The organism is Pseudarthrobacter sp. NPDC080039 (assembly GCF_040702335.1).
GTDB lineage: Bacteria > Actinomycetota > Actinomycetes > Actinomycetales > Micrococcaceae > Arthrobacter > Arthrobacter enclensis_A.
Genome location: NZ_JBFBKY010000004.1, coordinates 1 through 11,376, shown reverse-complemented (window position 1 = coordinate 11,376; position 11,376 = coordinate 1). Strand labels below are relative to the sequence as shown.

Genomic DNA, 11,376 nt, shown 5'->3' with positions numbered 1-11,376 from the left:
GGGTGTTTTGTGTACTCAAGGGAATACTCACTTCCTTCGCCGGCATTATCCGGACAGGTTCAACGGTCGCAGGCTGCAACAGCCCGATCTCAGCCCCTGCAAGGGCACCCGTGTGGTCAGGAACGAAGCTACCACAGGCTCCTGGACGAGGCTTGTCACAATTGCGGTGCTAGCCTGACCGGGCATCGAAAGGAGCCCCATGGCAGACATCATCCACTTCCGCGGGCCCGTCCTGGCCGCCGCGGACCAGGTACGGCACGGGCTGTGGTCCGTGGATGGAAGGCTCACCTTCAGCAAGCCCGCAACCCATCCGGGCAGGGTGCTCGACGGATGGGTGCTGCCGGGCTTCGTGGACGCGCACTGCCATATCGGGCTGGGGGCCGCCGGCCCGGTGGATCCGCCTGTTGCCAGGGAACAGGCACTGGCCGACCTCACCGCCGGAACCCTGCTGGTCCGTGACGCGGGGTCCCCTGCCGATACCCGCTGGATGCAGGGCGGAACGGAGTTCCCGGTGCTGGTCCGCGCCGGGCGGCACATCGCCCGTACCCGCCGCTATCTGCGGGGCTTCGCGGAGGAGGTGGAGCCTGAGGGCCTCGTGGAGGCCGTGCGCAAGCAGGCACGCGACGGCGACGGCTGGGTCAAGCTGGTGGGGGACTGGATCGACCGCAGCGCCGGCGACCTGGCGCCTTCCTTTCCTGCCGCCGTCGTACGTGATGCCGTCCAGGCGGCCCACGACGAAGGTGCCCGGGTGACCGCCCACTGCTTTGCCGAAGACACCCTGGACCAGATGCTGGACGCAGGGATCGACTGCATCGAGCACGCCACCGGACTCCTGCCGCGGCACCTGCCCCGGTTCGCCGAACAGGGCGTACCGATCGTTCCCACGCTGATCAACATTGCCACCTTCCCGGACATTGCGGCGCAGGCCGACGCCAAGTTCCCCCGCTATGCGGCCCACATGCGGGCCTTGTGGGAACGGAGGCTGGAGCGGGTGGCGGAGGCCCATGCCGCCGGCGTGCGTATTTTTGCCGGCACGGATGCGGGCAGCGTGATCCGGCACGGCCGGATTGCCGACGAGATCCTTGCCCTGCACGGCGCCGGGCTCCCCATGGCTGCAGCCCTTGACGCGGCCTGCTGGGCAGCGCGTGCCTGGCTGGGGGCGGACGGCCTGGCGGAAGGGGCGCGCGCCGACGTCGTGGTGTGCCGGGAAGATCCACGGGCGGTGCCCGGGACGATCAAGGCCCTGGAACACGTGGTGCTGGGCGGACACATCATCCGCTGACCCACGGCGCTGCGGGGACTTGGAATAAATTGAAGCTTCAAGTAATTTTAATGTGTGACAGGCCGCCAATGGGACGGCCTCCAACGCAAGGAGCCTTCACGTGACTACAGCATCCAGCACCCGGGATCTTCTTCCCGCCGACCTCGCCATGGGCACGGTGATGCTCAAGGTGGGCGACATGAAGGTTATGACCGACTACTACCAGCGGGCGCTTGGCCTTGAGGTGGTGGCCGAGCAGGACGGCGGCCTCTATTTCGGCAGGCTCGGCCGGCCGCTGGTCCACCTGGCGCCCGCGCCTGGGCTGCACCTTCCCGGCAGGGGGGAGGCGGGCCTGTTCCATACCGCCCTGCTGTTCGAGGACCAGGCTTCCCTTGCCGCCACCGTCGCAACGGCCGCGCAGTACGAGCCCCGGTCCTTCACCGGGAGTGCCGACCACCTGGTGAGCGAGGCCTTCTACTTCACCGATCCCGAAGGAAACGGCATTGAGTTGTACTGGGACCGGCCGCGCAGCAACTGGTCCTGGAACGGGACTGACGTGGTCATGGACAGCCTGGCCCTGCCGCCCCAGCGCTACCTTGAGCAGCACCTGACCGAGCAGTCCCTGGAAGGCCAGCGGCAAACATCCGCTGGCGTGGGCCACGTGCACCTCCAGGTGGGCGACGTCCAGACCGCCCGGGACTTCTACGTGGGAACACTGGGCTTCGAGAAGACGGCGGGCTGGCACGGGCAGGCGCTGTTCGTTTCCGCGGGCCGCTACCACCACCACATGGCTATGAACGTCTGGAACAGCCGCGGCGCCGGCCCCCGCAAGGACACCCTTGGGCTGGGTGAGGTGCTCATCGAAGTTCCCTCGGGTGACGACGTCGGCGCACTGGCTGACCGGCTCAAGGTCGCCGGGGTGCCCTCGCACCACACGGGAGCCGAGCTCCGCTTCGAAGACCCGTGGCGCAACCGGATCCGGGTGGCCGTCCACTGAGCCACCGCGCTGCCGGCGGCGTCCGGCCCCAGGACCGTTGCGTGCGCCGGCAGCTTCGCAGCTACTAGGCTGATCCCGTACGGACGGGCAGCACGCAGTGCCCGGCACGCAGTTCCGCCAACGGAAGAAGGGCACACGCCATGGGCTTCACCGAAATTTTTGTTGCCACCCATGACGCCGCGCTGAAACGCGCCGGCATCCTCGACGAAGGACGCGCCTCCGCGGAAAGCGCCCCCGCCGGCCAGGCTGTGCGCATCCAGGGAATCAGTGACTTCGAGGTGGAGCAGCTCGGCGACCTTGCCGGCACTGCCGTTCACGCCGCCGGGGCCGATTATGAGTTGACCATGGTGGACGTGGCCAGCGATTCCCTCCTTGCCGTGCCGCCGGCGATGGTGCGCGCCCTCGCGGACCTGCTCTCCTACGAGACCGAAGGCGAAGGCAACGTCCTGGATGACGTCGCCGTCCAGTGGGCCGCCCAGGAAGACATGCCGTTCGGTGCCGGACAGGCCAGGACCTACGTGCAGCAACTGGCGCAGCTTGCGGCCGGAATCAATGATTCGGAGCGGACGGGACTGTACGTCTGGTCGGCCTGAAGCGCCGGACGTCCCCAAAGTCGAAATAACGCCACTCGTCTGGCACAATAGACAGGTACTCGATCTGCGCGGCCCCTCTCTCCGCGTCCGGATCCTGTCCTTCGAACCCGCAAGTACGGCCCGCCCCACGGGTGCAGAAAGCCGGGTTCACCCCTTTTTCTGAAACAGGAGTGACCACAAAAGTGGCCGTAAAGATTCGCCTTAAGCGCTTCGGCAAGATGCGCGCCCCGTACTACCGCATCGTCGTTGCGGACTCACGCACCAAGCGTGATGGCCGTGCCATCGAGGAAATCGGCAAGTACCACCCCACCGAAGAGCCCTCATTCATCGAGGTCAACTCCGAGCGTGCACAGTACTGGCTGTCCGTCGGCGCCCAGCCGTCCGAGCAGGTCGCCGCGATCCTGAAGATCACCGGTGACTGGCAGAAGTTCAAGGGCCTGCCGGGCCAGGAAGGCACCCTCAAGACCAAGGTCGAGAAGGAAGCCTTCGTTGCACCGGAGAAGGGCTCCGTCATCATCCCGGAAGCCATCACCAAGAAGGCATCCAAGTCTGACGCTGCCGAGGCCCCGGCCGACGCCGAAGCTGAGACCACCGAGGCTGAGTAGATTGCTGGCAGAAGCGCTGGAGCACCTGGTCCGGGGAATCGTTGATTCCCCGGATGACGTCAAGGTCAGTTCCAAGAGCAACCGCCGCGGGGATACCCTCGAGGTGCGCGTTCACCAGGACGATCTGGGACGGGTGATCGGCCGCCAGGGCCGCACGGCGCGCGCATTGCGCACCGTGGTGGCGGCACTGGCCGGCGGCGAACCGGTGAGGGTCGACGTCGTCGACACCGACCGCCGCCGCTGAGCGCTCGGCAACACTTAGTTCTGCTCCGGCCCCTCCACCACCTGGTGGAGGGGCCGGACTGCTTTGATCAACACAGTGCTTCACCACAAACCACCACAACCCGGAACAGAGGAACAGATGCAGCTTCAGGTGGCACGGATTGGCAAGCCGCACGGCATTCGCGGGGAAGTCACGGTCCAGGTGCTGACCGACGCCCCGGAGGACAGGTTTGTCCCCGGCACGGAGTTCGTGGTTGAACCTGCCGCGTCCGGACCCCTGACCGTCAGCAGTGCCCGCTGGAACAAGGACATCCTGCTGCTGGGCTTCGAGGAAGTGGCGGACCGCAACAGGGCCGAGACCCTCCGCGGTGCCAAGCTCTTCATCGAAACCGAAGAACTCGACGAGGACGACGACGAGGGCTGGTACGAGCACGAACTCGTCGGACTGGAGGCCCGGGTCGGCTCGCAGGTGGTGGGCAAGGTAACGGCGCTGAACACGATGCCGGTCCAGGATCTGCTCATGGTCACCACCCCCGGCGGCGAGGAAATCCTCATCCCCTTCGTGGAGCAGATCGTGCCCGAGGTCAACATCGAGGACGGCTTCATCCTCCTCACCCCGCCGGACGGACTCTTCGAACTCAACTCCGACGACGCAGGCGCCCCGGAAGAGGAAGGCACGGACTAGATGCGGATCGACGTCGTCAGCATCTTTCCCGAATACCTTGCCCCTCTGGAGCTTTCGCTGATCGGCAAGGCACGCCAGGACGGAATCCTGGACCTGCACGTCCACGACCTGCGCGGCTTCACCACGGACAAGCACCGCTCCGTGGATGACACCCCGTACGGCGGCGGCGCCGGCATGGTCATGAAGCCCGAACCGTGGGCCCAGGCACTCACCGCCGTGGCCGAAGGACGCCCGGACCCGGAGCACAAACCCGTGCTGATCGTTCCGTCACCGGCAGGGGAGCGGTTCACCCAGGTCCTTGCCTACGAGCTGGCAGAGGAGCAGCACCTCGCGTTCGCCTGCGGGCGGTACGAGGGCATCGATGAACGCGTCATCGAATGGGCGCAGGAACACTTCACCGTCCGTCCCGTAAGCCTGGGAGACTATGTTCTTAACGGCGGGGAAGTGGCCGTCCTGGCCATGGTGGAGGCCATTGGACGCCTGCTTCCCGGCGTGGTGGGCAACCCCGAGTCCCTGGTCGAGGAGTCCCACTCCGACGGCCTCCTGGAGTACCCGGTGTACACCAAGCCCTCCGTGTGGCGGGACCGCGAGGTGCCGCCGGTGCTCCTCAGCGGCAACCACGGCAGGATTGCCCAGTGGCGCCGGCACGAACAGTACCGCCGGACCGCGGAGCGGCGCCCGGACCTCCTGCAGGGGTTCGACGCCGGCAGCCTGCCTCGTGCCGACCGCACAGAATTGCACAACCTGGGGTACGACGTCGTGGACGGCCGCCTGGTACACCGCGCGGAAGCAGACACCGCGCAACGGGATTAGTGCCGCGGAATTGGCGTAACCCTGCTGCTGTGGCAAAATTAACCCTTGTGTGTCTGCTGGGTCCGCACCTGCCACAGGGGGTAGCGCGGCCAACAGCCGGACAACCGGCCCCATCAACCCATGAAGCGGCCGGACCACTTTACTTCGGCGGTAATACCCGGCCTGCTCTCCAGCAGCCGGGCTTGCCTGCCGTGACCCAAAGTGAATGACCTGTGGCGTTCACCAGGAGTGCAATCATGCATATTCTCGATTCCGTCGATGCAGCTTCGCTGCGCAACGATGTTCCCGAATTCCGCGCGGGTGACACCCTCAAGGTGCACGTGAACATCATCGAAGGCAAGAACACCCGTGTCCAGGTCTTCCAGGGCTTCGTCCTTGGCCGCCAGGGCGATGGCGTGCGCGAGACCTTCACCGTCCGCAAGGTTTCCTTCGGTGTCGGAGTGGAGCGTACCTTCCCGGTGCACTCCCCGATCATCGAAAAGATCGAGGTTGTCACCAAGGGTGACGTCCGCCGCGCCAAGCTCTACTACATGCGCGCACTGCGCGGTAAGGCTGCGAAGATCAAGGAAAAGCGCGACTTCAGCTCCGCCAAGTAATTCCTGCCGGGACTTACTGCCAGGCCGGAGCGCGGCCGTAGCCGGCAAGCGCCGGAGCAATGCACCAGCGCCAGGATACGGACCATGCACCAGACAAAACGCCAGCCCCGCAAAACGGGCTGGCGTTTTGTCTTTCTGGCCCTGGTCCTCGCCGTAGCCATCAGCGGACTGGTCCGGTCATTGTGGCTTGACGTCTACTTCATCCCGTCGGAGTCCATGGAGCCGCTCCTGGAAGGCGGGGACCGCATCCTGGTATCGAGGACGGACTTCCAGTCCGAACCCATCCGACATGGGGATGTTGTGGTTTTTGACGGCCGCGGCAGCTTTGCCCCGCTTAACAGCGGCAAGGGCCCAGTGGTGGACGGCGCAGCCTCCGCCCTGCAGTGGCTCGGGCTCACCGGCAGCGACACAACCTACGTCAAACGGGTTATCGGCCTTCCCGGCGATACAGTGGCCTGCTGCGACTCTGGCGGGAAGGTGACGGTCAACGGGTCAGCCCTGGACGAGCCGTACATCTTCCCCGGCGACGCGCCCAGCACCCAGAAGTTCAGCACCGTTGTGCCGGACGGCAGGCTATGGCTGATGGGCGACCACCGCTCGGTGTCCGCCGATTCCCGCAGCCTGCTCGGCGCACCCGGCGGTGGGCTGGTACCGGTGGACCGGGTGATCGGCAGGCCGGTCCAGATCCTCTGGCCGCTTGATAGATTTGCTCCAGTAGCACGGCCGCCCGCAGCGGGGCCACCAACACAGAACGGACGGTAAATGCCCGAGAACAACGCGGGGAACCCTGAACCCCGCCACGACGGCGCTTCCGAGAGGCCGGCCGTTCCAGCTTCGTCCGCGTCCGATGCGGACGTGCAGGAAGCCGCGCCCGCCAAGCGGCGCAGACGGACAGCGGCCAAGGCGCCAGGCAATCCCTTGCTGGGATGGCTGAGGGAGATCGCCACCGTCGTGGTTATCGCCGTGGTGCTGTCCTTCCTCATCAAGACATTCCTGTTCCGCGCCTTCTTCATTCCCTCGGAATCCATGGTCAACACGTTGGACGTGGATGACCGGATCTTCGTCAACCTCCTGGTGCCGGAGCCCTTTGCGCTCAGCCGGGGAGACGTTGTGGTGTTCCGCGACACCAAGGGCTGGCTGCCTCCGGCACCCGCCAAGACGCAGGGGCCGTTCACCTGGGTCCAGGACGGGCTGACGTTCGTTGGGCTCCTGCCGGACAACTCGGAGCAGCATCTGGTGAAGCGGGTCATCGGGCTGCCCGGCGACCATGTGGTCTGCTGCGACGCCGGCGGTAAACTGACCATCAACGGGACCGCCATCGACGAGACGTACATCAACCCCGCTGAAGTTCCGCAGGTCCGCAACTTTGACGTCACCGTCCCGGAAGGCAAGGTGTGGGTTATGGGTGACAACCGGAACCACTCGGCCGATTCCCGCGCGCACATGGAGACGGACGGCGGATTCATCGACCTCAAGGACCTCGAAGGCAAGGCTGCCGTTATCGCATGGCCGCTGAACAGGATCAAGACCCTGGACAACTACCCGGACGTGTTCAAGAACGTCCCTGCGGCCCGCTGACCATGTCCACCGCTGTACAGGCGTCCCCCGCGGCGAAGGCTCGCGCCGGCTCCAAGCCGGTGCCGCGTGGTGGCAAGGCGCCCACCCTGCGGCATGAGCGCACTTTCAAGGCCCAGGGCGTACGGTTCCTCGCCGGCGTGGATGAAGTAGGCCGCGGCGCCCTGGCCGGACCTGTCAGCGTGGGAATCGCCGTCGTTGACCTGGAACGGCAAAAGCCGCTGGCCGGCGTGCGTGACAGCAAACTCCTCACCCCGGGAGAACGGCAACGACTGGATCCGCTGGTTCGGCGGTGGAGCGTCGCCTCGGCCGTGGGACACGCCACCGCCGGGGAGATCGATTCACTCGGTATTATTGCCGCGCTGCGCCTGGCGGGTACCAGGGCCTGGGGCAGCATCCTTGCTGCGGGAGTCACCCCCGACGCCGTGCTGCTCGACGGAAGCCACAACTGGCTTTCGCCCGCCGAGCAACTGTCCCTGTTCGACCAGCCCGTGTTGGAGACCGCGTGCGAAGCCCCGGTCCACACCAAGGTCAAGGCGGACATGCAGTGCCTGAGCGTGGCGGCGGCAAGTGTCATCGCCAAGGTGGAACGGGACACGATGATGCGGGAACTTCACCTTGAGTATCCCGATTACGGGTGGGACATCAACAAGGGATACGCCACGGCGGCCCACCGCACCGTCCTCCGTGCTGCCGGCCCCACGCCCCACCACCGCGTCAGCTGGCGGCTGCTCGGCGGGGAGCTGCAGGGCGTCGAAGCAGCAGGTGACGACGAGGCGTGCGAAGACTGACTCCCGCCGGTCGGCGCAAGCCGTGCCGCACATGGTGCAAGATGGAAGCATGAGTGCTGAAGATCTTGAGAACTATGAAACCGACATGGAGCTTCAGCTCTATCGTGAGTACCGCGATGTGGTCGGCCTTTTCAGCTATGTTGTCGAGACCGAGCGGCGCTTCTACCTCGCCAACCATGTGGACCTCCAGGCCCGCAGCGCCGATGGCGAGGTCTACTTCGACCTGACCCTCCAGGATGCCTGGGTTTGGGACGTCTACCGGTCGGCACGGTTTGTTAAGAGCGTTCGGGTGCTGACCTTCAAGGACGTCAACGTCGAGGAACTGCCCCGCAACGAGGAACTGGCCCTGCCCAAGGACGTGGACCTGGGCAACTAGGAGTTCCCACTTCCCCTCCACACCGGGCCCTGTCCACATATGGCAGGGCCTTCCTGTCCTCCGTACCCTGCTGCCGCCAGGCTGGAGGCGGAGGTAGAAATGAAACGCAAAGACCTGTTGGGCAGGCACGGCGAGGACCTCGCCGCAGGCTATCTTGAAGCGCTCGGCATGCTGGTCGTGGAGCGCAATTGGCGGTGCGCCGAGGGCGAGATCGACATTGTGGCCCTGGACGGCGACGCGCTGGTCATAGCCGAAGTCAAAACCCGCCGTTCCCTCGACTACGGCCACCCTTTCGAAGCCGTGGGGCCGGACAAACTGGCAAGGCTGCACCGCCTGGGCGGCGCGTGGTGCCGGGACCGGGAGCTGAGGATGCCGCTGCGGCGGGTGGACGTCATTGCCGTCGTGGACGACGGCGGCGGCGAACCCGTGGTGGAGCACCTCAAGGGGGTGGAATGATGCCGCTTGGCCGCACCTACTCCATTGCCCTTGTGGGGCTGAACGGCTACATGGTCGAGGTCGAAGCGGACATCGGCCAGACACTCCCGGCCTTCATCATCCTGGGCCTGCCGGATGCATCCCTGAACGAGGCAAAGGAGCGGATCCGCTCGGCTGCAAAGAACTCCGGCATCCCCCTCAGCCGCAGGAAGATCACCGCCAACCTGATCCCGGCGTCGCTGCCCAAGCGGGGGTCCGGGTTCGACCTCGCTGTCACCATGGCCGTGCTCCGGGCCGCGAATGACATCAAGCCCACGGGGCGCACCGTTTTCATCGCCGAGTTGGGACTCGACGGCAGGCTGCGGCCTGTGCGGGGCATCCTGCCTGCGGTCATGGCGGCGGTGCAGGCAGGTTACCCGGAGATCGTGGTGGCGCAGGCCAATTTTGCCGAGGCATCACTTGTTCCCGGTGCCAGCGTCCGCGGATACCGCACGCTTGCCAGGCTCGCCCTCGACTTCGGCGCTGACCCCCAGGAGCTTGCCCTGGACTTCGAACCTGACGATGCCGATAACGGAGGGGACGGGCCGCCACTGCCCGGCCCGTGCCCGGACATGGCGGACGTTTCCGGCCAGGGCGCTGCACGGCGGGCCCTGGAAGTGGCAGCCGCAGGCGCGCACCACCTGCTTCTCACCGGACCACCGGGCGCCGGCAAGACGATGCTGGCGGAACGGCTGCCCGGGCTGTTACCGGATCTTGGTGACCATGAATCCATGGAGGTCACGGCCATCCACTCGCTGTGCGGCCTGCCGTCCTCCTCGGTGCAGCTCCTGCGAAGGCCGCCCTTTGAAAACCCCCATCATTCAGCCACCGCCGCGGCCATCATTGGCGGCGGTTCGGGCGTGCCGCGTCCGGGCGCGGCATCCCGTGCACACCGCGGCGTCCTCTTCCTGGACGAGGCACCCGAATATGAACGGCGTGTCCTGGATGCGCTGCGGCAGCCACTGGAGAGCGGAGAGCTGGTGATCCATCGCTCAGCCGGGACGGCCGCCTACCCGGCCCGGTTCCAGCTGGTGCTTGCTGCCAACCCCTGCCCCTGCGGGAAGGCGTCGGGCAAGGGGCTCGACTGCACCTGTACGCCGATGATGCGCCGCCGTTACCTTGCCAGGATGTCCGGACCCCTGCTGGACAGGGTGGACATCCAACTGCAGGTGGAACGGGTATCCCTGGCCGAGTTCGGACAGGCAGGAGCGGAAGAAGGCAGCGCAACGGTGGCACGCCGGGTATTGGACGCCCGCGCCAGGCAAGCCCGACGCCTCCAGCGCTTCGGCCTGGAGACCAACTCGCAGGTACCGGGACGTGTCCTGCGCGGGGACCTGCGGCTTCCGTCGGGGGCGACCCGGATCCTGGACCAGTCACTGGAGCGTGGCGTCCTGACCGCGCGAGGCTACGACCGCGTCCTTCGGCTCGCATGGACCCTCGCTGACCTTGGGCACCGGGATAAACCGGATACAAACGACATCGGACAGGCCCTGGGCCTGCGCCAGGCTGCGGCGGCAATGGCATGACCAACCCAGCGGAATGCAATGAAGCGAAGGACGTGGCTGTGGAGAAGGAACTTGGCAACGACACCGAACGGCTGGCCCGGGCTGCCCTTTCACGATTGATGGAACCACAGGACGCTGCCGGTCTCGCCCTGGTGCAGGCTGCCGGGGCAACGGACGCCCTGCGCATCGCCACCGGAGAGGTAGCTGCGGGGCCTGGCCTGGAACACGAAATCACCACACTGCTCGCAGACAACGCAGCGGGGAGCAGCTGGGCCGGACTGGCCGCCGCACTCAGGCGGTGGCAACCGAGGCTCCCGGACCTGGCACCCGAACGGGACCTTGCCACCATGGCCCGGTTGGGCGGACGGCTCATCATTCCCGGTGACGAACTGTGGCCCGCCCAGCTTGCAGACCTCGGAATCCAGGAACCCATCTGTCTTTGGTGGCGCGGCCACGAGCAGCCACTGCCGTCGGTTGATAAATGCATCGCCCTGGTGGGATCCAGGGACAGCACCAGCTATGGCGCGGCAGTCACGGGCGATCTTGCGTACTCCCTTGCGCAGCGGGGCTTTACCGTTGTGTCGGGCGGGGCCTATGGGATCGATGCCCATGCGCACCGTGCAGCCCTTGCTGGCGGATCCTCGGCTGTCCTCACCATCGCCGTCATGGCCGGGGGAGTGGACCGGTTCTATCCGTCGGGAAATGACGACCTGCTTCGCACCGTGGCCAATCAGGGCGCAGTACTGGCTGAGGTACCACCTGGGTCCGCGCCAACCCGCTACCGTTTCCTTATCCGGACTACTGAGGCTGGGCGCAGCTGCCTTTAGGCCTCGTCAAGACTCCAGCGGTTATCCGGACGGCTTTCCCTTCGGGTGGGTGCGTC

The 11,376-nt window shown here is 66.2% G+C and carries 14 protein-coding genes, 1 pseudogene and 1 riboswitch; all 15 genes and pseudogenes read left to right on the top strand.

Annotation, left to right across the window (positions count from 1 at the left end):
- Positions 1-14: 14 nt before the first annotated feature.
- Positions 15-122, bottom strand: a riboswitch (TPP riboswitch).
- A 77-nt stretch (positions 123-199) separates the two neighbouring features.
- Positions 200-1,282, top strand: a complete 1,083-nt coding sequence (locus AB0313_RS05940; RefSeq protein ID WP_366304286.1) for an amidohydrolase family protein — start codon at positions 200-202, stop codon at positions 1,280-1,282.
- Positions 1,283-1,382: 100 nt separating this feature from the next.
- Complete coding sequence (locus AB0313_RS05935) at positions 1,383-2,258, top strand: VOC family protein (protein ID WP_366304284.1); 876 nt, start codon at positions 1,383-1,385, stop codon at positions 2,256-2,258.
- A 140-nt stretch (positions 2,259-2,398) separates the two neighbouring features.
- Positions 2,399-2,851, top strand: a complete 453-nt coding sequence (locus AB0313_RS05930; protein WP_366304282.1) for a hypothetical protein — start codon at positions 2,399-2,401, stop codon at positions 2,849-2,851.
- Between the two features lie 182 nt (positions 2,852-3,033).
- On the top strand, positions 3,034-3,456 hold the full coding sequence (rpsP, locus tag AB0313_RS05925; protein WP_043453174.1) for a 30S ribosomal protein S16: 423 nt from the start codon (positions 3,034-3,036) through the stop codon (positions 3,454-3,456).
- A 1-nt stretch (position 3,457) separates the two neighbouring features.
- Positions 3,458-3,700, top strand: a complete 243-nt coding sequence (locus tag AB0313_RS05920; RefSeq protein WP_013601399.1) for an RNA-binding protein — start codon at positions 3,458-3,460, stop codon at positions 3,698-3,700.
- A 117-nt stretch (positions 3,701-3,817) separates the two neighbouring features.
- The gene (gene rimM, locus AB0313_RS05915; protein WP_174237517.1) at positions 3,818-4,363 is read left to right on the top strand and encodes a ribosome maturation factor RimM; all 546 of its coding nucleotides are present in this window, start codon (positions 3,818-3,820) and stop codon (positions 4,361-4,363) included.
- Positions 4,364-5,176: a tRNA (guanosine(37)-N1)-methyltransferase TrmD gene (gene trmD, locus AB0313_RS05910; protein ID WP_366304279.1), complete on the top strand. Its 813-nt coding sequence runs from the start codon at positions 4,364-4,366 to the stop codon at positions 5,174-5,176. It begins immediately after the preceding gene.
- 236 nt (positions 5,177-5,412) lie between these two features.
- Entirely contained in the window at positions 5,413-5,772 is a 360-nt protein-coding gene (rplS, locus tag AB0313_RS05905) for a 50S ribosomal protein L19 (RefSeq protein ID WP_018768283.1), read from the top strand.
- 84 nt (positions 5,773-5,856) lie between these two features.
- Positions 5,857-6,534 (top strand): signal peptidase I, encoded by a 678-nt coding sequence (gene lepB, locus AB0313_RS05900; protein ID WP_141941891.1) that lies wholly within the window; start codon positions 5,857-5,859, stop codon positions 6,532-6,534.
- Positions 6,535-7,350 carry a signal peptidase I gene (lepB, locus tag AB0313_RS05895; RefSeq protein WP_307311244.1) on the top strand — a complete coding sequence of 272 codons (816 nt, stop codon included), beginning with the start codon at positions 6,535-6,537 and terminating at the stop codon, positions 7,348-7,350.
- A 2-nt stretch (positions 7,351-7,352) separates the two neighbouring features.
- The gene (locus tag AB0313_RS05890) at positions 7,353-8,138 is read left to right on the top strand and encodes a ribonuclease HII (RefSeq protein ID WP_307311247.1); all 786 of its coding nucleotides are present in this window, start codon (positions 7,353-7,355) and stop codon (positions 8,136-8,138) included.
- A gap of 49 nt (positions 8,139-8,187) precedes the next feature.
- A complete protein-coding gene (locus tag AB0313_RS05885) occupies positions 8,188-8,514 on the top strand; it encodes a DUF2469 domain-containing protein (RefSeq protein WP_056335405.1) in 327 nt (108 codons plus the stop codon).
- Positions 8,515-8,613: 99 nt separating this feature from the next.
- Positions 8,614-8,970 carry a YraN family protein gene (locus AB0313_RS05880; RefSeq protein ID WP_366304275.1) on the top strand — a complete coding sequence of 119 codons (357 nt, stop codon included), beginning with the start codon at positions 8,614-8,616 and terminating at the stop codon, positions 8,968-8,970.
- Positions 8,970-10,514 carry a YifB family Mg chelatase-like AAA ATPase gene (locus AB0313_RS05875; RefSeq protein WP_366304592.1) on the top strand — a complete coding sequence of 515 codons (1,545 nt, stop codon included), beginning with the start codon at positions 8,970-8,972 and terminating at the stop codon, positions 10,512-10,514. Before AB0313_RS05880 ends, AB0313_RS05875 begins: the two co-directional genes overlap by 1 nt.
- Before the next feature lie 98 nt (positions 10,515-10,612).
- Positions 10,613-11,284: pseudogene (locus tag AB0313_RS05870) on the top strand (DNA-processing protein DprA); the annotation flags it as partial.
- Positions 11,285-11,376 lie beyond the last annotated feature (92 nt).

Coding starts and splice junctions, on each gene's coding strand:
- trmD (WP_366304279.1), top strand. CDS start 4,364: ATGCGGATCGACGTCGTCAGCATCTTTCCCGAATACCTTGCCCCTCTG.
- AB0313_RS05880 (WP_366304275.1), top strand. CDS start 8,614: ATGAAACGCAAAGACCTGTTGGGCAGGCACGGCGAGGACCTCGCCGCA.
- rplS (WP_018768283.1), top strand. CDS start 5,413: ATGCATATTCTCGATTCCGTCGATGCAGCTTCGCTGCGCAACGATGTT.
- AB0313_RS05885 (WP_056335405.1), top strand. CDS start 8,188: ATGAGTGCTGAAGATCTTGAGAACTATGAAACCGACATGGAGCTTCAG.
- rimM (WP_174237517.1), top strand. CDS start 3,818: ATGCAGCTTCAGGTGGCACGGATTGGCAAGCCGCACGGCATTCGCGGG.
- AB0313_RS05940 (WP_366304286.1), top strand. CDS start 200: ATGGCAGACATCATCCACTTCCGCGGGCCCGTCCTGGCCGCCGCGGAC.
- lepB (WP_141941891.1), top strand. CDS start 5,857: ATGCACCAGACAAAACGCCAGCCCCGCAAAACGGGCTGGCGTTTTGTC.
- AB0313_RS05930 (WP_366304282.1), top strand. CDS start 2,399: ATGGGCTTCACCGAAATTTTTGTTGCCACCCATGACGCCGCGCTGAAA.
- AB0313_RS05890 (WP_307311247.1), top strand. CDS start 7,353: ATGTCCACCGCTGTACAGGCGTCCCCCGCGGCGAAGGCTCGCGCCGGC.
- lepB (WP_307311244.1), top strand. CDS start 6,535: ATGCCCGAGAACAACGCGGGGAACCCTGAACCCCGCCACGACGGCGCT.
- AB0313_RS05875 (WP_366304592.1), top strand. CDS start 8,970: ATGCCGCTTGGCCGCACCTACTCCATTGCCCTTGTGGGGCTGAACGGC.